We start from the raw sequence: 23849 nt of genomic DNA, 5'->3' as shown, positions 1-23849 counted from the left end.
CCCCCTAGAGAATGAAGGTTGATAAAGACATATTTAAACGCTCTTATCAAATAGAGGGATTATCTTTTTTAAAATTAAGACTCAGTTTGTATATTTGAGAACATATTCAGTTCGAAAAAAGTTAACCTGCTAAAAATTTTCAAACAAAATTTCGTATATTCATTATTCTTTTATTTTGTAAAACTAATACAATCTTTTTTAAAAAGAACTCAGATTCCCTTAACTGTTAATAAAATCGTATCCTTAAAAAAGTTAATATTGCTTTCATTTAACCTCTCAACCAAAAACATGAAACTCTCTTCAATAATTATGTGCTCTTGTGAAGGGTAAATTTGCTTCGCTTTTACTATCAGCAGTCTTATTACGCAATCTATTAGCTACAGAACAATAGAAAATAACAAAAAATGAACTTTCTTAGCTCTGCGAATAAAAAGCATACTTCAATATTTATTGAAGCATGCTTTGGTGAAGTTTATACTTTAACCATCATACCGTTTTGATTTATAAAATTTTCGCCCTTGCTTCAAACAAAAGCGAAAATTCTATTCAGTTATAGTTTTTGCATTATTTTATTTTTAAGGTTATTGCACCACCTACCCCCCAGTGACCACCAGCACTTGTCGCAGAGAGATTAGAACGGATTTTGCCATTCTCAGATGTATAACCAGCACCAAGAGCAAATGCAGACTGTCCACGCCACGCACCACTACCAAATGAGACGCTCAAAGAGCCCGGTGTATCAAAATAACGTAGGTTAGAGACCGCTAAACCAACAGCTACCGCTTGTCTTGCCTCTTTGCGTACACTCTTAATGCCGTAATTTAGAATATTAAATTTCATATCTGTATATTGATTAGCCTGTTCAACAGCATCATCAATGACATTAATAACAATATTATTTACCCGTTGATCTGTGTAGTTTTTGGCATCATCGAGAACAATCTTCATCTGCTGCTCTGTATAACTACGCAATTGCCCACCATTAATCGCCTCTTTCGAGCCCTTTTCAATACGACCATCAGCGAGATTATCAATCACAACAGGTTCACTTTCATTCCCACCTTTTAGAGTGATCTTATTGCTTTTCTTGCCATCTTCAGTTTTGTCATAATTAACAACCCCATCAGAAAGGTTATGAACCGTGTTCTCAATATTATCAACTTTGTTTTCAATATTGAGAACTGTATTACCAATATCTCCAATCGTATTTGAAATATTATCAACCCTGTTTTTGATATGCTTAATATCTTTTTCAACATTTGTAACACGCTCGTTGGTTTTCCAAAGTTGTCCACCATTAATCGCATCTTTTGAATCTTGTCCGATTTTACCATCAGCGACATTGATAATCTTATTTGGCTGATCATCATGATCAGCATCATAAGCTTTCTTCCGATCATTCCACTTTAAAGCATCAGAATCTACCTTGCTGATGACATGATCAATACGATTGTTCATACTCACTATATTATTATTAACACCACCAAGCGCTTCAGCAACATTATCGTAGCTTTTCTCTTTACCAACAGTGCCATCAGCATTGAGTTGCGCAACTTTGAAATGAGGAGCAGCCCAAATTCCATCCTTATAGCCAGCACCACCACCAAAATATGCAGCAAGCTGATTACTCATGAGATAAAGTTGATTGCCTGTAATGGCATCTGTTGAATTCGCAGCAATTTTACCATCTTTGATATTTAGAAGAGCAACGGGTCCAAGGCTCTTCTTACCACCTAATGTTACACTGTTATAATTAATGGTGTTATCATCATTTTTATCATAAAGAACCACCGCAGCACTTGCTGTTTCAATATCTTGAGAAATCCTTTCTATGCTTTTATCAAGTTGACTTTTGTTAACAGCTTCATCATCCCTTTCTGCTTCTTTTAAACCAGAAATAGTACGTCCTACACCACCAACGCCTGCAATGCGGATTTCAGTACCAGCTGTTTCCTTACCGATCGTGATAATGCCTGTTATCCCTCCCCCTTGCTGCACAAGATTATTTGCTTTCATTTCAATAATCTTATCATCAATATTCTTAATAGAAATATTTACACTAGTGAAAGCATCCGTAACATTATGATGTTTCTTCCCTTGAATAACGAAGGTTGGTTCTATACCTTCAAGTACATCTGCACTGCCACCAAAATACTTCGATGTATTTTGAGCAAGCTTGAAGAGCTGTGTACCATTTATAGCATCAGTGGAGTCAACAGAAATCTCTCCATCCGCAAGAAATGTAAGTTTGCTATTTTCTTTTTTCCCTTCCCCATGAAGAGCAACAAATGCCTTTTCCTGATCACTCCACAACAAAGAATCTTTAGAAACCCCATCTATTTTTTGAGTAAACTCATTCGTTACATGTGTTAAGCGGTTATTCACATTGTTGATATTCTTATCAAGCCCTGTCAACGCTGAACCAACGTCATAAGAAGCAAGATTTTTCGATGTCCCGTCCTCAAAAATTTGTGACAAATGATAATACGGACCAAATAAGATACCGTCTTTAAATTCTGCATTACCACCAAAAATAGCTGCTACATCTTCAGATATTTTATTAATCTGGCTGCCATTGATTGCATCATGCGAATCTTCTGCAATTGTACCCGCTTTTACATTATGGAGCGCAACTTGTGCCGTCGTTTTATCCCCTCCTAAAGTGATACTCTCATAATTAACAGAATTATCATTCTTTTTATCATAGAGAACCGAAAAGTTATTTGCTTCTTTTATAACATTAATACTGTCTGTGATATCCGCAATTTCACCATCCAATTGTTCTTTATTAACAGCTTCATTATTCTTCGTAGCAGCTTTCACACCAGAAATTGTACGCGTTTCACCCGATTTGTTTGCAATATTAATCTCAAAACCACCAGTAGCTTTACCAACAGTAATAGAAGCATTCTCTCCTTTATTTTGTTTGACAAGGATATTATTCTCAATGCTATCGGTAATATCTGCTATACTATCTTCAAGTTGTTTTTTATTAACAGCATCCGTATCCTCCTGCGCAGCTTTCACACCAGAAATTCTACGATCTTCACCATCATTATTTGAAAGACTGATTTCAGTACCACCTACTGCTTTACCAATAGTGATAAGATTATTGCCTGCTTCTTGCTGAACAAGGCTGCTTACTGCTATTTGATTTCCTATTTCTTTCAACTGCGCAAAATTGACTGCATCAGTCTCTTTAATCCCCTTTGCAACTCCTCTAATCCTTTTATTGCCAGCATCAATACCATCTAAAGTTACCTCTGGCCCCCCTTTCGCAAAATGAAAACCCTCACCATTCATAACACTTTGACCAGCAGTGACACTTGTCACATGAATATCATCGGTTAGATCAAATATTACATTGTGATTTTCATCTTTTTCAATTTTGATATTCTTTTTATTTTCACTGCCGGCTGCTTGTAAATTTACTGTGCCATTTTGGCCAATAGCTGTAGCATCTCCACTATTAACAGCAAGCTGCCAACTTGTTTTTGTTGCCTCTTTTACAGCTTGTAACTGGGCAAAATTGACCGCATCAGTATCTTCAGTCCCCTCTGCAACTCCTGTAATCTTTTCATTGCCAGCATCAATACCATCTAAAGTTATTCTTGGCCCCTCATTAATAAAAAAACCATCACCACTCATAGAACTGTTTCCTGCAATGATACTTGTTACCTTAACATTATCGGCTAGGTCAAATTTTACATTGTTGTCTCCATTGTCTTTTGTAATCTTCAAATTGTCACTTGCTGCTGACAAATCTACTACGCTCGTTGTACCAATTATTGTGGTACTTTTACCTCCAACGGACAGCATCCAACCTTTCTCTACATATGATTGTAAAGCTGTTAGCTGTGCAACATTAATGGCATCAGAAGAGTCAGTATCAGCGACCTCCCCTTCAAGTTGGCGCATGACCTTTTTTTGATTATAACCAATTGCCGCTGCTGCCTTCGCAATACTTTTCCATGTCGCACTTTCTTTATCTTGATTGCTTAATGCGATAGAATCATGATCTCTATTACCAACAGCTGCCTCAGTTCCAGAATCTTCCCCAAGAATAATATTGTTCTCAAGCCGTGTTTCAGCTTTCTTATCTCTAATAATAGCTTCATTACCATAAGGCATTATTTCTGAATCATAACCTTTTGCGGATATATATTCCTCAATGTTTTTTTGGTTATCATATTCAGAGCCTATCGCAATATTGTCTAATCCTAAAGCGCTAATCATAAAACCTTTAGCAACACTTTTCTCTTTTGCCGTATATTTCTTTGAATCTGAAATAACTACGTTTTCAGCACTCTTTTCTCTCCCTGAATCAGAAACGGCTGCGCCACTCGCTGTGAAGATATTTTGCATATCTTCCCCTACAGACCTTTTGTCAGCAGTTAAAACATTTATTACAGAGTGATAACCACCCATACCACTGGTATAATCATTATACTCAAAAATAGTACTTTGCTGATAAACTACAGCAGCGTTCTTCATACTTCCAAGAGACACTTTTGTTAAATCGAGATTTGCTGAAAAAACAGGAAAAGTATTTGACAAAAATAAAACGACCGCAGTTCCCAGCGAAGCTACTTTTAAAAACGACACTCGATAAAGTGAATGAAAAAAACGCACATTACGCATCGCCAGTGTAGTATATAACTTTTTCATATACCCCTCCCTTCTAATAAAAAATACCAAACAAGCACAACGTAATGTTGTACAACTTTCTTATTTTCTTTTATGTGTCAGTGCTTTTAAATCATAAATAAAACAAGATATAAGCTGTTATCGCTGCATGCTTTGAAGGGGTAATTAGGGGCAGCTTTAAGAAAGTCAATTTGAGGAACATAAAAAAAATTGTATCTCATTATGAGAACAGTTCCGGCTTTTTTTATTCATAATGGTCTATGATTTTTAACTTTGACGTATTTAAAATTGATCTCATTTTTATGTTTTTATGATCCTTCAAAGAAGATATTTATTTCCACCGAGGAGAATTTTTAAAAGCTTTTTACTAAAATGCCCCTGCTTTGATTAAGCAGGGGCAAGGAGCATGTTTAAGAAAATTTTTTATCAGTTCAGTGTCATGTTAAATCCTGCACCGATACCCCAATGCCCACCTGAACTCGTTACCGATAAATTAGAACGAATGTTTCCTTTTTCAGACGTATAACCAGCACCAAAAGCAAAGGCTGATTGGCTCCGCCACAAACCGCTACCAAATGCAACACTTAATTTTCCAGGTGTATCATTGTAGCGTAAATTAGACACTGCCAACCCAATAGCTGCCGCTTGTCTTGCCTCTTTACGAACATTTTCAATGCTATAGTTTAAAGCCTCAAACTTCATGTTGGTGTAATTGTTCGCACGTTCAACAGCATCATCAATAGCATCTATAACAATATTATTTACGCGTTGATCTGTATAGTTCTTTGATTGATCAAGAATGATTTTCATTTGTTCTTTAGTGTAATCATGCAATTGTCCACCATTAATCGCTTCTTTCGAACCTTTCTCAATGCGACCATCCGCAACATTATCAATCGTAACAGGTTCACTCTCATTGCCACCTACCAAAGTGACTTTATTGTTTTTTTTGCCATTTTCATCTCTGTCATAGAGAACAACTCCATCAACAAGATCGTTAACCTTATTATCGATGTGATCAACTTTATTGTCAATATTGTTAACCGTTTCACCAATATTCGTAACTGTAGTGGAAATATTATCAACTCTGTTTTCAATATGATTCATATGTTTTTCAACACCGTCAATACGTTCATTGGTCTCCCAAAGTTGCCCACCATTGACCGCATCTTTCGAGCCTTGTGCAATCTTACCATCGGCTACATTGATAATCTTACCTGGTTGACCATCATGACTAGCATCATAAGCATTTTCATCCTTATTCCAATGTATCACATCCGAAGTAACTTTGTCCTTAATTTCATCAATCCGGTTATTGATGTTGACCATACCGCCATTAAGATCACCCAAAGCATCTGCAACATTATGATGTGTTTGCTCTTTAACAGCTCCATCAGCATCAATTTGAGAAATCTTAAAACTTGGTGCTGTCCATGTACCATTCTCATATTTAGCACCACCACCAAAATAGGCAGCCAATTGGTTGCTCATAAGATAGAGTTGATTACCCGTAATGGCATCTGTTGAATCCTCAGCAATATCTCCATCCAAAAGGAATTTAAGCTTGCTCTTCGTCTTCTCTCCGTCTTTTTTGTGAAGTGCAACAAATGCCTGTTCATCTTCACTCCAAAGTAAAGCATCTTTAGAAATACCATCAATTTTCTGATTGAATTCATTGGTGACATTTGTCAGACGATTATTTACATTTTTGACATTATTATTAAGCCCTGACAAAGCCGAACCAACATCATAAGCGTCAAGAGTTTCTGATGTCCCATCCTCAGAAATTTTTAACAAATGATAGTGCGGACCAAACAAGATACCGTCGCTAAATTCTGCATCACCACCAAAAATGGCCGCTACATCTTCAGATATTTTATTAATCTGACTGCCATTGATCGCATCATACGAATTTTTAGCAATTGTACCAGCTTGTACATTATGGAGAGCAACTGGTGCCGTAGTCTTATCACCACCTAAAGTCACACTATTATAATTAACGACCCCATCTTCACTTTTATCATAAAGAACTGCTGCAGCACTCGCTGTTTCAATATCTTTAGAAATTTTTTCTATGCTTTCATCAAGTTGGTCTTTGTTAACAGCTTCATCACCATTCTCTGCTTTTTGCACACCAGAAATCTTGCGTCCTAAACCACCAACACCCGCAATATTGATTTCAGTACCAGCCGTTTTCGCACCAATGGTGATAATGCCTGTGTTCCCTCTCTCTTGCTGCACAAGATTATTTTCTTTCATTTCAATAATCTTATCATCAATATTTTTAATAGAAATATTGACACCAGTGAAAGCATCACCAACATTCTTGTACGTTTCTTTACCAATAACAAAGCTTGGCTCTATACCTTCAAGTACATCTGCACCACCACCAAAATATTTCGATGTATTTTGAGCAACTGTATTCAAATTATTGGTAACAGTGTTAACATTTTCATTAATAGTAAAGAGCTGGGAACCATTTATAGCTTCAGTTGATGTTCTAGAGATTTTCCCGTCCTTCACACCAGAAATTGTCCTGTCTTCACCTGATTGGTTTGCAATATTAATTTCAGAACCACCTGTTGCTTTACCGACAGTAATAATACCTTCAGAATCATTCTCCTGCTTAACAAGAATATTACCCGTTACATTATTAATCTGATTAGAAATATTCGTAATAGAAGCATCAACTTCACTAAAAGCAGAACCAACGTCATGATGTTCTTTTCCATTGATTATATAAGTTGGTGCTTTCTCTTTTAACACATCCGCATCACCGCCAAAATATTTCGATATATTTTGAGCAACCTTGAAAAGCTGGGAACCATTTATGGCATCAGTTGAATTAACATCAATTTCTCCATCCTCAAGAAAGGTGAGCTTGCTGTTTGCCTTCTCTCCATTTGCTCCATGAAGTGCAACAAATGCTTGTTCCTTTTCACTCCACAATAAGGCATCTTTAGAGAGATCACCAATTTTCTGAGTAAAATCATTGGATACATATGTTAGGCGGCTATTTACATTCTTTACGTTTGCATCAAGCCCTGTCAAAGCTGAGCCAACATCTTTAAAAATTTTTTGTTGAACTGTACCATCTGCAGAAACAAAAGATAAATTATATTGTGGCCCTACAAACTCACCATCTCTAAATGTAGTACCACCACCAAAATAGCTTGCGACATCTTGTGATATCTTATTAATTTGGCTGCCATTGATGGCATCGTGCGAATCCTCAGAAATTGTACCATCTCTAACATTATGAAGTGCAACTGGCTCTTTATTCTTTTCACCACCCAAAGTCACACTGTTATAATTAACGTTACCATCTGAATTTTTATCATAAAGAACAGCAAAAGCGTTCTTTATCTTAATATTGTTAATAACACTGTTAATATCTGCAATGTGGATATCAAGTTGCTTTTTATTGACAGCTTCATTATCATTTACAGCATCTTTTACACCAGAAATTATCCGATCTTCATTTTCATTATTGACAACACTGACCTCAGTTCCACCTGTTGCCTTACCAATAGTGATAAGAGAATTCCCTTCTTCCTGCTTAACAAGACTATTATCTGTTATCGTTTTCCCTAACTCCTTCAATTGTGCATAATTGACTGCATCGTTATTTTGCTCACCAGTCGCTACTCCTGTAATCTTTTGATTACCAGCATCAATACCGTCTACAGTTATTTTTGCCCCATTAGTGAATATAAAACCATCATCACTCAAAACGCTCCTTCCTGCAGTAACACTCGTTACTTTAAGATTATCAGCTAAATCAAATTTTACATTATTTTCATCATCTTTCTGAACTTTAATGTTCTTATGGTTATCTTCCCCTGTAACTGCAGAAAAATTAACAGTACTACCTGCTTTAACATCTGTAGCATCCTCCTCCTCAACAGACAGCTTCCAACTTCCTGCTTGTGATATTAATCCTTTTACCTCTTTTAACTGTGCAAGGTTGACTGCGTCTTCATCTAAAGTACCCTCTGCCACTCCCTTAATTTGTTTATTGCCAGCATTAATACCACCAGTCGTCATATTAGGACCATCAGTAATCACAAAACCATTATCACTTACATTCGCTTTACCTGCTATGACACGTTTAACTCTAATAATATCATTCAAAGCAAATTCCACAGTGTTGTTCTCGCCTTTGGTAATTTTTATATTTTTACTTTCATCATTACCATCCTCTGCATTAATACCTACAAAATCTACAACACTACCAGGATTAACATCTGTGGCATTACCGCTATTAACAGAAAGCTTCCAACCTCCTGCTGCTGATATTAAGCCTTTTACCTCTTTTAACTGCGCAAAGTTGACTGCATCGTTATTTTGCTCACCAGTCGCTACTCCTGTAATCTTTTGATTACCAGCATCAATACCGTCTACAGTTATTCTTGCCCCATTAGTGAATATAAAACCATCATCACTCAAAACGCTTCTTCCTGTAGTAACACTCGTCACTTTAAGATTATCAGCCAGATCGAATTTTACATCATTCTGATCACTTTTTACAATCTTGATGTTTTTTGTTGTTGCACCAGAATTATCTGTTTTTTCAACAGAAACAAAATTAACTGTATCTCCTAAACCAATAGGAGAAGCATCTCCGCCATCAACAGAAAGCTTCCAACCTTCTTCCGCCAATTCTTTCAAAGACTTTAGCTGTGCAACATTCACTGCATCAGTATCTTGAGTTCCAGCAGAAATACCTGTAATCTGGCGTGTTATATTATTCGTAGTATCACCAACGCTAATAGCTCCTTTTGTACTTTCCCATATATAGTCGCCATCTTGTTTATTCTGACCAGTTTTAGGATCATACCCAGCAACACTCGCTACAGTACCAGCAATAGATGCAGCACCCAAAGCAACACCATCACTAACCTTTACCCGCGAACCCGCACCAATAGCAACTGCGGCATTAGCAGCTGACACAACGAGAGCTCCTCTACCTAAAGCAACACCATCTAATACCAGTACTTGTGCATTTTGACCAACAGCAACTGCATTGTTAGCATCGTTTTGAACATAAGATTGAGCTCCTATAGCAATTGCATTTTTAGCATACGCTCTTGCTCCATTTTTATTTGGAGCACCTGGACCTTCTTTAGTACTTTGCGCCTTACTCCCTATTGCTATAGAACCATCACCCCAAGCTAAAGTCTCTGCACCTAAAGCAACCGCATAATCTTTCTGTGCTATTGCTTCAGCACCTAAAGCAATACTCTTTTTACCATTTGCATTGGCAAGCCCACCAACAGCAACTGCAGATATGTCCCATGCTTCAGAGCCTATACCCATAGCAATACTTGCTCGCCCATTTGCAAGTGCAGAAACACCATAAGCTTGCGCCCCTCCAGCTCTTGTAGTCGCCCCTGCACCAAAAGCTGTTGAATAATTACCCATTGCAGCAGAACCACAACCCGTAGCAAAAGAATGAATACCATAAGCCTCAGGCATGGCATTTGCAACACCACCAGTCTGTATCCCCATATAAGCGCCGTTGTTAGTCGTCAAACCTTCAGAAATCCAAGTAACTTTCTGAGATGTTATGCCATAAGGATTACGCCCCCCAAACGCTTTATTTTCAACAAACCTCTTATATTGCTCTTTTGCAGTTATTCGAGTGGTAACTGACGCCTGCTGTGTACCACCACGATCTTTAACATTATCCACACCACAATAATCATCATCACCGGCAAAGACAATACTGCCATGACTACCATATGGGTAAGGAACATCTGCCCCACTTGAATTTCTAACAACGGCTCCTGTCGTGGAAACACCCGCAGCAAAAACAGGAGAAACACTAGATAACAATGCCGCTATTGCTGTTCCTAAAGAAACAGCTTTAACCAAATTTGGTGTTGAATATTTTTTCATAAAAAACCCCTTGATATAGAGAATACTTTAAATGCCAAAACAGAGTTCAGCTCCGCCACAACAGGCAATAAAAAACACTTCGCAAAATCACCTTTGCGCGCTAAAAAATTAAAAAAACAAAAGATATCACCTCAACACTCAGAATGATCTCAGTGTCGTCTCAAAATCTTTGAAAAGATAGATGTTGGATGCCCCCCTGTAAAAAGGAATTCAAACCCAAAATGGCACTCTACTGGTAAACTACGGTGTAACCTCCATCAATAAATAGCATATTCGCTTTTTGTAAAAAACGGGCTCTTAATTAAAGAACAATCTATTTTTCAGATAAAGCGCACAAACAAAATGGCAAGAGTAAAATTAAATATTTTTTATTGATTTTAAAAAATGATATTTAATAAAATAGAAAAATACATTTTGATATAAATAAAATGACATGTATAATTTCATGGAATGCTATATTCCTAAATTTTCTTTAATAAATACAAATTTTGAATTTTCTTAAAAAAGATAAAGTATGAAAAAAATATTGTATTTTTTTAAAGTTTATCGAATAGATTGTGGAAAAATGTATAACTTTTTCTTATAAGATCTATACAATTTTAGCATGTGAGATGCCGTTACTTTTTTGAATAAGAATGCTTGATACATATTCTAAAGACGAGTAGTCTTATCTCTATCAGAAGTAGCACGTATTTATCTATTCAATAAACTATTGTTACATATAATGTATTGTGCGAGTGGTTTTTATTTGTTGATGAATAGTGAACGTCGTTTTCAGGGGGAATCGTTTAATGACGACACAAAAAATAATTTCAAAACATATCATTCAATCTGCAAAAGAAATTATCAATCGTCCAGAGCACCGTGATATTCCTTTTTTTCTTTTTGATGCCGACAATGCTTTAGTGCAAATGGAAAAAATCATCTTAGCCAGTAAAAAATACTTTGCGAGTGCTAGCATTGTTATCTCTCTGCAATCCTGTTCACTTGGAATTTTTTGCCGATTGTTGGCAGAAAAAAGATTGAACGTTGAAGTTTGCTCTGCTGATGAATGGAAAATCGCCTCAGCGGTAGGGTTTCCCGATGATCACATTATTTTAGATGACTCCTTCAAAACGACTGAAGATATGGCTCTTGCATTGGAAAAAAACGCACCCATTCATGTAGAGAGCGTCAACGCGTTTCACAAACTTATGACCTTGGCTGCACGAAAGGGTAAATGCTATGGTGTTAGTATTAAACTCTCTCATTCTTACCGAGAGGATAAAAGCCCTTGTTTTGGGATCACAAAAGAAGAATATATCAGAGATATTTTGCCTTTGTTATCCAAATCTGAGCATCTTGATCTGAAAGTATTTCAAATTCGCATTGGCTCCAACTTGGAACATTCTGCAATAAGCTTGAATCCTCTGAGGGATTGGCTTTCCTTTCTTGTCGAATATATGCCACTATCAGGATATCTCTATATAAATAACGATTTGCTTTCTGATTGTGTTACATCTGCTCCAGAACATGAAGTCTGCAATACAGAATCTATGTTCTGTAATATTCATGATGTACTGAAGAGTTATGATCCAGATCTGCTTAAAAAATGGAAGTTGATTTTTAAATCAAGGTGCTCCTTGAGCGAAAAAAATAGTTATGTCGTGGGAAAAACCATTGGCTATAAGCGCCATGAAGGTGTTCAAGTCATACAGACTAATCTCAACATCAACCAGATCCCTTCACTACATAATCTGCCTCCTTCTCTCACATTGTTGGATGATTTGAATAAAAATCCAAGTGATAATGAACAAATTCTGACCAGATTTAGCTGTTGTGAAAATAACTATCTGTGTTTAGAAAAAAATCATGGTTTAAAAGAAGGTCAGCATTTTTTAATAAAGGGATGTCGTTCTTATGATATGCAAACTGCTAACGAATGGTTATGCAAAAGACTGCCAATCTACGTCTGGTTAAAAGGAAATGTACTCACAGCGAGAATGCCTTCCTCCGCTTTATCCGCTCTTTCCAAAGATTTACTGCACAAAGAAGAAAATCTTTATGTCGATGATAATATCCGGCTTACAACACCATCAAGAAAATTTGCTCCTGCTCTCTATGAAAGCATTCATTGCAACAGAGAATACTTCAGCCAATTTATGGCATGGCCACGTTTTGTTAACCATGAAAATGATACAGCCAATTTTCTTGACTCCTGTTTTCTGGCACATCAAAAGGACGAAGGAAAAACTTATGTTATTTTGTTTAAGGAAAATCCTGTAGGTTTACTTTCTTTCAATAACATCGATCATGAAAATAAAACCGGATATATTGGATACTGGCTTGATAGAAAAGCGCAAGGTAATGGTATTATTACACGAGCGATAAAAGCTCTTGTGAAGCATTACTCTTCACATCATCTTCTCAAACGATTTGTCATCAAATGTGCTACGGCTAACCAGAAGAGTAATGCTGTTGCCAAGCGTTGCGGCTTCGAACTCGAAGGCACACTTAAACAAGCCGAATATTTAAATAGTGTTTTTCATGATCAGAATATTTATAGCTGGATTTCGTCTGATAACTAATGCATACGTCGCAACTATGTACATGACTCTGTGTGTTGTGCAAACCTTTTTCTGCATCCAAAAACTATAAAAATATGCCCAAGAGACAAAAATAAATTAAGTAAATCAAAATGATTGTTTGACATTCATTTTTGTACTCAATGGGACAAAGCAAAAGAGATGTGTGTGCTGTTGTATCAATGAGGTTTTCACAATAGAAAATCAAACAATACTTTCATTTTAGAAAACTGCTCATCAGAACCTTGTGTAGTCGCTCGTTATGCTTTTTCAGTTTCAACTTGATGTTTTAAATGCAATTTTATAAAGTGGTCAAACTGCTTCACATTCCTTTGGTTGTGATGAATAAGCTCCGCAACTTTCTATAAAGTCCTATCACTCATTCTGCTATATCTTCAGGAAGAATTGTTATCTTTTTCTCACAATAGGGTGTATACACCAAATATATAAGCTTTTTCATCAGCCCAGCAGGAAGAGCTTGTGGTGTAAAAGCCACTGCTTTGGCTTTTACCATATCCGTCAATATTCTACCATCACCTGTCATTAGCCAAGTCAACCTTTAATTTCTGCGATAAAACAGCTAAAAATCCTATATTAGGAAAATTGTGCCTCTTTCAGCGTAGTCATAAATTGCGTTATTAATACATAAACGAGTAGCACTCTGATCACAATGAATTTGTAAACTTTTTCGTATCGAATGTAGCCATTTCGCCTATTCTGTTTCTGGTTCAATTTCTTTTTTTGCTAAACGACTACAATAATGAATACAAATATTGCATTGATATACTTGTAATACTTGAAACACACCTCTTACACCCCTTTAAAAGGCAGTTATTATACATAAAATCCCATACCAAAGAGATGTTACAGTATCCGTTTAAGTGGAAGTGGAAGTGGAAGTGGAAGTTATGACAACCACACAAACATGCGATTGTAATAGTATTTTTTCGAACCATACCACAGGAATATAATCTTGGTATAATTCATAAAAGGCTACCAAATACCATCATCCAGTGTCAAAAACATCTGAACATGGACCAATAAAAACTAAACACATCACTGTTGATTTGTTGACTTACCCGTTACACAGACTTTTGTGGACTGCTCTCTCTAAAGTTACCTCTACATTATCAAGGTCGTAAGAAGCTTCATACGGTTTATATTGTTTATTCTATGCTATGCGATAGCATTGCTTAAACCGCAGGATATGCGTGTTAAACGCATTTGCTATAGCTTTCTCATTTGCATAATGATAAAAGTCTATCAATATCTAAAAATCAATATGAAATGAATAAAATGCATGATTTTTCTACAAAAAATGGGATTACTAATCCAAAGGTGAAATGTTTACAAGCTCTTTCAATCCACACCATCGATAATAAAAGAAAGCGGATAAAAAGGAGAAGCTGCTCATTATTAAACGCACCAATGAAGCAATTATATCACTTCATTGATATTAATAAGGTTTGGATTTGGTTGATAATGATGAAATTGTAAGGCATTTTATCATCAAAATAGCCCATCTTACACAAAAATTAAAAGCCTTTTGGCAAAAAGGCGTTTTAAATATCGTAGACCTTATAGTAAAAATAGTGCAATACGCATAGACAATGAGGAAATTAAACGCTTTGGAACAATAACGTTTACAGATATTGGCTTAAAAGTTAGTGTTTTTTGCCAAAATTTATAAAACTATGATATTGATATGCGTAATAATTTTTGATGATGATAATGAAAGAGTACCTACCAAAGCTGTATGAAAAACCGTGATGTGGAGACATTGGTATGCCCCCTTTATGCGATAAAGAATTATCCGATACGCTTGTTGGTCTTTATGACGACTATCAACGCGGTTTTGATATTGGAGAACAACTTAAATTATGTGTGGATTTAGCGTTATCTCTTGAATTAGAATTGAGTATTCACCGTTTAAGCGAAGCAGATGCAGTTTTGAAAAAAGAAATCGTACAGACTTTACATCGTCACAGAATGCCTCTTTCCAATGAAGAAGAAGCAAATACCGTTATGCATATGGATTTTGAAGAACGCAAATAACGGAATACAGCCTCTCTATGATAAGGGATTGTCTTATTGCTTTATGCCCTGCTTTGCTTAAATATGAAATAAAGGACTTTTAAAAAGTCTACAAATACTGTATGTTATTAGCCTCTTACAAGAATGAGGTTACAAGCAGGAACACATCAACATTTTCGCGTGAATTTATCATAACAAAACGAGCATTTTATAGCGCATATCAGATTTATGCTTTAGTTATTAGGAACTTTAACCTGAATCTTCACGCATCTACCTTTTAAAACAGCATATTATATCATGCATCGTAATATTGATAGAATCACATAGATCTTAAAGAATTTAGATGCGAATTATTTTTTCTCATTTTTGTAAAACAGAACAATGAACATTCCAGCAACCGCAATGATACTTTGAAGAAAGTATATGAACTGAGATGAAAAGCCTGCGGTATCTCTTGCCATAAATAGATAGATTCCAAGAATAAAACATCCAGAGATACCATTAAAACTTGCCTGCAATCTTCCCTGATATTCAGGATCACAGTGGAGTTGTGACAAAGAAACTGAAAGAGCCCAACTCGCAAGCCCAAATCCGATTATGAAATAAACAGGGAAAACAATAAAAGTATGCGTATTAACAGACAATATGATAAGACCGATCGCCATAAAAGCTAATAAAAGTGCTAGTGTTTTTCTTATTGATAGAACTTTACATAAAAGTGGAGAAAGAAACGCCCCAGTAAAAACGCCTAATGAATAAAGCGTTTCAAATATTGCAAAGATACTGCTATCCGCATTCAAAATTTCTTGTGTATAAGGAATCAGAATAACAGGGATAGTCATTAAAAGAGTCAAAATGATCATCTGGCTTATATATGGCATAAAAAGAACTGGATTCTGCTTAAAATAATGCAGTGATGATGTATAATTTTTCCACCAATTTTGCTGATTTGAACTGTTAGATCTTTGGATTTTTGGGACCTTCATGGCAAAATTAAACAAACCAGCAATAATAAATAATATGCCACCTATCAGAAGAGTTCCTTTTATTCCTGTATAGGTCAGTATAAATCCACTTAATCCCATACCAAAGATAGTGCCAAGTTCATAAACCATATCAATGGTTGCATTTGCATTGAGCAGTTGTTCTTTCGGAACAACACTTTGAATCAAGGGCACTACTGATGGCATATAAAAAGAAATCAAAACACCCAAAAGAGCAGATAAGAATATCAACTCAATTTTTATGCCAAATTGCCAAAGTATCACCCAACCCACGATGAGTAACCCTCTGCCAAAATTTGAAATAATAATTTGTATTTTACGCACGATACAATCAATGTAGATCTTAAAGTTTTGTAAATGAACACGCTTTTTGGCTGAACAGAAGATAAAATAGCATCGCTCTACATTAAAGCTACCGATAGAAAACGACTAGCAACAAAAGTAATAAGAAAGATTCGGGATAAGTCAAAAATGAAACAATTGAACAAAGGATTCAAAATTCCCTAACTTCTCTATAACCTATTGATTTTAATGAAAATGGCGGAGAGAGAGGGATTCGAACCCTCGATATGGTTTCCCATATACACGCGTTCCAGGCGTGCGCCTTCAACCACTCGGCCACCTCTCCAGAAGTTCGCACTATACCCAGAAAGAAATAACGTGCAAGCTTAAACTCATACTCAAAATTCAAAAAAAACAACTTTATTGATCAAAACAAGGTAAGACAATGATTGAATAATAAATACATTCTCTCTTTAAGAAGCAATTTCTTTTCGTGGATAGGCGACTTTATCATTAACCTCTTATTCCTTCTGATATTCAATAGTCAGCAGGATGAGCAATCATATAAACCTTTCTGTCAATCAATATGACATCGCGTTTCATGAAGATAATAAAATGGATGTCAATAAATTCTTTATAAATTGAAGAATGGATTAACTCTCCTCACCTTAAAGTTTCTATATCATTACTAAGGGCACGTACAGCGTGTACAGTTTCACACTGTAATGCCTTTTTTGCTAAAATCTTCATGTCTGCAAAACTATGGGTTTGCAAACACGATTTTACTGAAAAAATATCACTGGATATCATAGAAAGTTCATTAATTCCCAATCCCGTTAAAATCATCGCGGCAAAAGGATCTCCAGCCATACCGCCACAAACACTAACCCAGCAATTGTTTTTTTCTGCACCCTGAATAGTGTAATGTATCATGCGTAAAACTGCTGGATCAAGACTATCAGCTTCAGATACAAGATAAGGATTTTGTCGATCAACCGCCATTGTATACTGCGTTAAGTCGTTCGTTCCAATTGAGAAAAAATCAACGTGAGCGCTCAAAATATCTGCCATAATGGCTGCTGCCGGAACCTCTATCATAATACCAAGCTTTAATTTTGGTGCACCAATATCATTGCGAATTTCTTCCATAATCTTTTTCATCGCAAAAATCTCTGAAACAGACATAACCATCGGAAACAAAATCCATAAATCTCCACCCTCTTTTGCTGCTCGATACAAAGCACGTAACTGAGGAACCAAAAGATCACGTCGACGTAATAAAAGTCGCGTTCCCCGAACACCTAAAAAAGGATTGTCCTCTTTCGATAAATGCAAATGCGTAACCTGTTTATCCCCACCGATATCAAGCGCACGGATAATCAACGGCTTATCTCCTACCGCTGCAATCATTGCTCTATACACATCAAATTGTGCTTCTTCACTTGGAATATGTGGACTCTCTAAAAACAAAAATTCTGTACGCATAAGGCCAACACCTTCTGCTCCTAAATCCAAGGCAAAGGGAACCTGATGTGCATAATTGACATTAGCCATGATACGAATCCTTTGGCCATCTGTCGTTTGCACTGGTAATCTCCATACGCGTTTCTCACTATCACGCTTTTGCGTAACAATGCTCATTTGCCTTTGAACATCTTCAACATCTTCAGGAACAGGGTTAAGGTAAATGAACCCGTTATCACCATCAATAATAGCCTGAACATCACATTCAAGTGATAAAACATCAGCACCCATAGCAACAATCATTGGAAGACCAAGAGTGCGCGCTAAAATAGCTGTATGAGACAGAGGACCTCCCCATACCGTTGCTAACCCTTGCACTTTTGTACAATCAAGCTGAGCGACATCAGAAGGAGACAGATCATCTGTAACAAGGATAATACCACGTGGAATATCATTTAAATAAAATGTTCTATATGATGGGTTAATTTCGCCTAGAACACGACGGCCAACGTCAATTAAATTCATAGCACGCGCCGCTAATAAAGCGTTATCTACCTTAGAAAACATATCTGCAAACTGTCGAACCGCTCTATCCCAAGACCAAGCAACACCATGACCTTCTGCGATGAAACGAAAAGCTTGCGCTATCAGGTTTTCATCTTCAAGCAAAACCATTTGTGCAGAAAAAATCGCGGCAGAATCTGCTCCCATACGCGTTGTAATATCAGTAATAACTGATGCCATTTTATGTTTTGTTTTTGTAAGAGCATTTTCAAGACACGCAGTTCCAATTGCAAAATCAACTGGCTGATCTGTTATGGAAATATTATTTTGCCTTACAACAAAAATCTTACCAAGCGCTAATCCTGAACTTGCCCCAACACCAGAAATACCTTTTTGACCAGAACATGGATACCAACTATGAAAAATCTTAGATTGAGATTCTATTTCTCTCATCATACACTTTTCACTTATGCTTACTTTTTTCGCAACAGAAATTGCATCGTTAAGAAGTTGCGCCCCCTCCACAGCATCCGTCGAAAAAATCAGAACATCACCGTTTTTTGCTCCTAACTGCAATAAACCAACTAAATTTTTCATTTCAACAGCATACTGGCCATGGCGGACTCTAATAGAGCTCTGAGCTTTTTTTGCAAAATCAGCCCAAAGAGAAGCTGGTCGAGCATGAAGACCACTTGGATAATCTAAAGTCCATTCTTGGCAAACTGAAAGATCACCAATAAAAGTCTTCCCCATCTTTATATCCTGACCAAATAGAGTTGTAACAATCTGTTGTTTATCTGTCGTTGTTGAAAGTGCTTCAAGCCGTTCCTTATCAAATAAAAGAAGCGTTAATTGTCTGCAAATCTCTCTATATCGATCTGGACAAGCAGCAATGGCAATAACCAAATGCGCCTTCTTTCCCTTCCTCCACTCAACACCAGCCGGAATCTGTATAACCGCAACAGCATCTCTCATAATCAAATGACTATTTTCAACCATTCCATGGGGAATTGCTATACCATTTCCAAGCCAAGTATTCATGATGACCTCATGTTGAAGCATACTTGCCAGATACCGTTTATCAACTGCACCAACCTGTACAAGCAATTCAACAGCAGCACGAATGACATCATCTTTATGATCAAAAGCAGCAGCCAGTTGTACAGATTTTACAGACAAGATTGCATCCTCGTTAAAATCTGTATTCATTGCTTCTACTTCCTCACATCTCATGATGAACTTAAACTCCCTCACGTTTGAGCATGAATATTTTTGAGAAACTCTATTTCAACGCTGTATTTTCCAATATACAACATATAAATAACACTGAAACTTTTGTTTGTTATACAAAAGACAATTGAACGGCATGTCTCTCCTATGTGACCCAGTAAATAATTTGGATATCACGCGTCTATCAAATTCCTAAAAGTACCATAGTCAATCTGACTCCCCCTCTTTGATTTCACAAAGAGAAATAGCCTAATTTTTGCACACCAAATCGCTTGAAAAACTATTTTTAAAAGAACCCTACCTTCTTAAGTTATCCGGTATAACTTGTTATTACCACTTATATAAGAAAACAGAATATCGCCAATACCTTCAACTTTATCTCATTTTTAAACCTCCCTAAAGATTGAGCAACCTCTACTTTCTTTCCTCTACACATTAAATGATCACCAATGAACAAATCTAGCCCCCCTTTTTAAGATTACAGGGTGATAAATATCTCACAACATAAAATTCTCAAGATACGACTTTGACTCCATTATAGCGTTCTTTTTTAATGAATATTTTAACCATAAAATTTTCTTTCTTTGATCGTTCATCCAATATGTACATCTAAAAACAATATTCTCTCTTGAGAAAGAAAATCAAATAAATCCCCATATGCAACCCTCATTTCTAAAGATTTTGAAAAACAAAATTAATAAAAATGTAAAGTGAGAAGTGCTTTTATCTTAAACAAAATTCTGATCTTATAATTATAAGTTTGTTTTCATAATGCTTCATAAAAGAGTAGGTCAAAAACTCTTAACATCGTTGTTTGCAAATCAGTCATTTTACTTTATCAAACTAAATCCTCTCAACAGGTATAAATTCTACTCTAGCAACTAAAATCCCTCAATACACATACTTCACAATAATTTTGATAAAAACTTCTACAGCCTTTTTACATATTCTTTCTCATCTAATCGAATAGTCTCACGAAACTCCATAATCATTTAAAGAATATGATAACTATCACAAACAACCATAAACTCCCTCATCGTCAACAAAATGCGCGGTAGACTCCTTCATAAGGTATATTTTCAGTGCAAATGAAGTATAACATCAATTTTGGGGTTATTTAAGAGAAAGATTATCCTAGATTCGGTTTTTTCATTGTTCGCGTACCGCCAAATTATTATATCGATCAACACAAAAAAAGGAAAGATAGCGTTCCTATCTTCCCTTTCTAAAATCCATAACCTCACAACCGAAATCCAACGAAACAACGGCTTATTGGTAGAATACTATATTACTTTTGTGTCTCTACAATGGGAATGACCGAGACATAGGAACGATTACTCGCTTTCCTTTGAAAAGAAACCGTTCCATTTGATAACGCAAAAAGGGTGTGGTCTTTTCCAATACCAACATTGTCACCAGGATGCCAGCGCGTACCGCGTTGGCGAACAATAATATTTCCAGCGATAACAGCCTCACCGCCAAATTTTTTAACACCAAGACGTTTCGATTCTGAATCGCGACCATTCCGTGAGGAACCACCAGCTTTTTTATGTGCCATGGACGTTCTCCTTTAATCTTTTTTACTCTCTACTGCTACAGCCGCTTTCTTTTTCGGTGCAGTCTTTTTCTCAGCAGTTTTTTTAACCGTTTTCTTAACAGAAGCAGCTGCTTCCGTTTCTTTTGTTTGCTCTTTTAATACAGCTGCTTTTTCTTTAATTGGTTTTGCAACTGCTTTTTTAGGCTTTGCACCACCCATTAAAATTTCTAAAATACGAACGGTTGTCAGCTCTTGGCGATGACCCCGTGTACGTTTCGAATTTTGACGACGACGCTTCTTAAACGCGATAACCTTACGCCCACGGACTTGCTCTATAATCTCAGCAGTAACCAAAGCATCAACAATAGTAGGCGCACCAATAATGGTATTACCCTCTTGCTCAGTCATTAATATATCATTGAATTCAACAACATCACCCGCATTGCCAATAATTTTTTCCACTTTCACCACTTGGTTAGCAACAACGCGGTATTGCTTACCACCGGTTTTAATGACTGCGAACATTTCTTATCCTTCCGTTCATTCCAGCTCTTATTTCATTTTTTCCTTAATCAATAAGGGAAATAGGCTGCTTTTTATCAGTCGTAATTCACTTAAAAAGAAGGATAAACACCCTTCTCCAACACAAATAGGCGCAGACCTTTCCACGCTTGCATTTTCGTATATGACGGAATTTCTATTCTCTGTCAATAAAGTCCTATAAAAAAGCAAAAAAGAGTTGTACTAAAAGCAATTGAAGGTTATCTACCCGCCATATACTTAAAGAGTATGAAATTTATCGTACTTTTCTATGGAGAGATGGCTGAGTGGTTGAAAGCACCGCACTCGAAATGCGGCATAGGGGCAACTCTATCGGGGGTTCAAATCCCTCTCTCTCCGCCAAATTCTCTTGAAGTGAACTTCATGAGAACACCTTATTCTGCACGTTTTGCTTGAATATGTGCCAATAATCCCAATGTTGAACTATCGCGTCTATCAACTTTTTTTTCTCCACGAAGTATTGCTAACAATTCATTGGCTAATTCTTTACCAAGTTCAACACCCCATTGATCAAATGAATTAATGTTCATCAAAATGCCTTCAACAAAAATACGATGCTCATAAAGTGCAATGAGGCGACCAAGTGAAAAAGGTGTTAGTAAATCCTGAACCAACATAATACTAGGGCGATTTCCCTCAAAACTTCTATGACATGCTAAATTCTCTGCTTCACCTTCATCAATTCCATTTTTTACAAGAATACGCCAAGTGTCTTCAACACTACGTCCTTTCATTAAGGCCTTTGATTGCGCCAAGCAATTCGCTACCAACATGTCATGCATATGATGTAAATTACGTTCATGCCCTTTGATAAATAAAATAAATTCCACGGGAATAACATCTGTTCCTTGGTGCAAAAGCTGAAAAAAAGCATGTTGACCATTTGTCCCTGCATCACCCCAAACAACCGGACCACTTGAAAAAGTTAATGGCTTACCACTCAATGAAACCTGCTTACCATTCGATTCCATATCAAGTTGTTGCAAATAAGCTGGAAATTGCGCTAAACGCTGTTCATAAGGAATAACAGCACGCGATGAATAACCACAAATGACGCGATGCCAAAAACCTAAAAGCGCAAATCGAATAGGAATATTCTTATTTAAAGGCGCTGCTCTAAAATGTTGATCCATCTGCAAAGCGCCGTTAAGAAACTGGCGAAAATTCTGACCACCTATTGCCAACATAACAACAAGACCAATAGCAGACCAAATCGAATAGCGCCCTCCAACCCAATTCCAAAATCCAAATACTCTTGAAAAATCTATGCCAAATTCTGCTACCTTATCAAGCGCACTTGAAACAGCAATAAAATGGGTGCAAACAGCTTCTTCCCCTAAATGTGAACAAATCCATTGACGAGCAACTTGAGCATTTACCATTGTTTCAGTCGTTGTAAAGGTTTTAGAGGCAATAATAAACAGCGTCTTTGCTGGATTCAAAACAGAGAGAATATCAGAAATATGTGCACTGTCAGCATTAGAAATAAAATGGCAATGCGGACCATCATGATAAGGTTTTAAAGCATATGTAACCATTGCCGGTCCAAGATCAGAACCGCCAATACCAATATTGACAATATCGGTTATCTTCTCACCATTTTTTCCCTTATAGCTACCATCTCGCACACTTTCAGAAAATCTTTCCATATCATTGAGAATAGCCTGAATGTCCTGAATAACATCATGACCATTTAACATAAAAACTTCGTCAGCAGGCAAACGTAACGCAATATGAAGAGCAGCACGCTTTTCTGTTGTATTAATAGCCTGACCTAAAAACATTGCCTCACGCCTGCCTAATACATCTGCCGCAATTGCTAAATTATCTAAAAGTTGCAATGTTTTAAATGTTACACCACATTTTGAAAAATCAAAAAGAAGGTCATCAAGCCTCAAAGAAAAATGGCAAAAACGCTGCTCATCTCCTTCAAAATGCCGGCGAATATCATAGACCCTATCCCTTATTGCATGCTTCCTTAAAGCTTTCAAAGTTCGCTCAAAAGCTTTTTCATTTCGAAGTGGAACACTATCTTCCATGAACGCATCTCATATAATTATTGATACCGCACTCTTCCCCAAAAAATAATGAAACAGCGGGGAGATCCTTTATTATTAACCT

At 36.6% G+C, this 23849-nt stretch carries 10 protein-coding genes and 2 tRNA genes; 3 read left to right on the top strand and 9 right to left on the bottom strand.

The window, feature by feature from the left end; genetic code table 11:
- Positions 1 to 564: 564 nt before the first annotated feature.
- Both NMK50_RS00345 and NMK50_RS00340 read right to left on the bottom strand, forming a co-directional pair.
- A complete protein-coding gene (locus NMK50_RS00345; RefSeq protein WP_254770433.1) occupies positions 565 to 4668 on the bottom strand; it encodes a Vomp family autotransporter in 4104 nt (1367 codons plus the stop codon).
- A 405-nt stretch (positions 4669 to 5073) separates the two neighbouring features.
- On the bottom strand, positions 5074 to 10548 hold the full coding sequence (locus tag NMK50_RS00340) for a Vomp family autotransporter (RefSeq protein ID WP_254770432.1): 5475 nt from the start codon (positions 10546 to 10548) through the stop codon (positions 5074 to 5076).
- 791 nt (positions 10549 to 11339) lie between these two features.
- Between NMK50_RS00340 and rimL the strand changes: the two genes are divergently transcribed.
- Positions 11340 to 13115, top strand: coding sequence for a 50S ribosomal protein L7/L12-serine acetyltransferase (gene rimL, locus NMK50_RS00335; RefSeq protein ID WP_254770431.1), 1776 nt, complete (start codon positions 11340 to 11342; stop codon positions 13113 to 13115).
- Between the two features lie 376 nt (positions 13116 to 13491).
- Here the strand turns inward: rimL and NMK50_RS00330 are convergent, their stop codons facing one another.
- A complete protein-coding gene (locus NMK50_RS00330) occupies positions 13492 to 13656 on the bottom strand; it encodes a hypothetical protein (protein WP_254770430.1) in 165 nt (54 codons plus the stop codon).
- A 1241-nt stretch (positions 13657 to 14897) separates the two neighbouring features.
- Between NMK50_RS00330 and NMK50_RS00325 the strand changes: the two genes are divergently transcribed.
- Entirely contained in the window at positions 14898 to 15167 is a 270-nt protein-coding gene (locus NMK50_RS00325; protein WP_254770429.1) for a hypothetical protein, read from the top strand.
- Between the two features lie 329 nt (positions 15168 to 15496).
- Here NMK50_RS00325 and NMK50_RS00320 read toward each other — a convergent pair whose 3' ends face one another.
- The 5 genes from NMK50_RS00320 to rplU form a co-directional block, all read right to left on the bottom strand.
- Complete coding sequence (locus NMK50_RS00320) at positions 15497 to 16474, bottom strand: MFS transporter (RefSeq protein WP_254770428.1); 978 nt, start codon at positions 16472 to 16474, stop codon at positions 15497 to 15499.
- A gap of 214 nt (positions 16475 to 16688) precedes the next feature.
- Positions 16689 to 16778 (bottom strand) — tRNA-Ser (locus NMK50_RS00315).
- 317 nt (positions 16779 to 17095) lie between these two features.
- Entirely contained in the window at positions 17096 to 19609 is a 2514-nt protein-coding gene (ptsP, locus tag NMK50_RS00310; protein WP_254771247.1) for a phosphoenolpyruvate--protein phosphotransferase, read from the bottom strand.
- A gap of 1309 nt (positions 19610 to 20918) precedes the next feature.
- The gene (rpmA, locus tag NMK50_RS00305; RefSeq protein WP_254770427.1) at positions 20919 to 21188 is read right to left on the bottom strand and encodes a 50S ribosomal protein L27; all 270 of its coding nucleotides are present in this window, start codon (positions 21186 to 21188) and stop codon (positions 20919 to 20921) included.
- A 12-nt stretch (positions 21189 to 21200) separates the two neighbouring features.
- The gene (rplU, locus tag NMK50_RS00300; RefSeq protein WP_254770426.1) at positions 21201 to 21692 is read right to left on the bottom strand and encodes a 50S ribosomal protein L21; all 492 of its coding nucleotides are present in this window, start codon (positions 21690 to 21692) and stop codon (positions 21201 to 21203) included.
- Positions 21693 to 21980: 288 nt separating this feature from the next.
- Between rplU and NMK50_RS00295 the strand changes: the two genes are divergently transcribed.
- Positions 21981 to 22070 (top strand) — tRNA-Ser (locus tag NMK50_RS00295).
- Between the two features lie 32 nt (positions 22071 to 22102).
- On the opposite strand, the gene pgi is transcribed toward NMK50_RS00295, so the two are convergent.
- Positions 22103 to 23767 carry a glucose-6-phosphate isomerase gene (gene pgi / locus NMK50_RS00290; protein ID WP_254770425.1) on the bottom strand — a complete coding sequence of 555 codons (1665 nt, stop codon included), beginning with the start codon at positions 23765 to 23767 and terminating at the stop codon, positions 22103 to 22105.
- Positions 23768 to 23849 lie beyond the last annotated feature (82 nt).

This window comes from Bartonella harrusi (assembly GCF_024297065.1).
Classification (GTDB): Bacteria; Pseudomonadota; Alphaproteobacteria; order Rhizobiales; family Rhizobiaceae; genus Bartonella; species Bartonella harrusi.
This window is presented reverse-complemented; position numbering and strand designations above follow the sequence as displayed.

Bases quoted from the DNA above. Each gene is read 5' to 3' on its own strand.
- NMK50_RS00345 (WP_254770433.1), bottom strand. From the start codon at position 4,668: ATGAAAAAGTTATATACTACACTGGCGATGCGTAATGTGCGTTTTTTT.
- NMK50_RS00340 (WP_254770432.1), bottom strand. From the start codon at position 10,548: ATGAAAAAATATTCAACACCAAATTTGGTTAAAGCTGTTTCTTTAGGA.
- rimL (WP_254770431.1), top strand. From the start codon at position 11,340: ATGACGACACAAAAAATAATTTCAAAACATATCATTCAATCTGCAAAA.
- NMK50_RS00330 (WP_254770430.1), bottom strand. From the start codon at position 13,656: ATGACAGGTGATGGTAGAATATTGACGGATATGGTAAAAGCCAAAGCA.
- NMK50_RS00325 (WP_254770429.1), top strand. From the start codon at position 14,898: ATGCCCCCTTTATGCGATAAAGAATTATCCGATACGCTTGTTGGTCTT.
- ptsP (WP_254771247.1), bottom strand. From the start codon at position 19,609: ATGAATACAGATTTTAACGAGGATGCAATCTTGTCTGTAAAATCTGTA.
- rpmA (WP_254770427.1), bottom strand. From the start codon at position 21,188: ATGGCACATAAAAAAGCTGGTGGTTCCTCACGGAATGGTCGCGATTCA.
- rplU (WP_254770426.1), bottom strand. From the start codon at position 21,692: ATGTTCGCAGTCATTAAAACCGGTGGTAAGCAATACCGCGTTGTTGCT.
- pgi (WP_254770425.1), bottom strand. From the start codon at position 23,767: ATGGAAGATAGTGTTCCACTTCGAAATGAAAAAGCTTTTGAGCGAACT.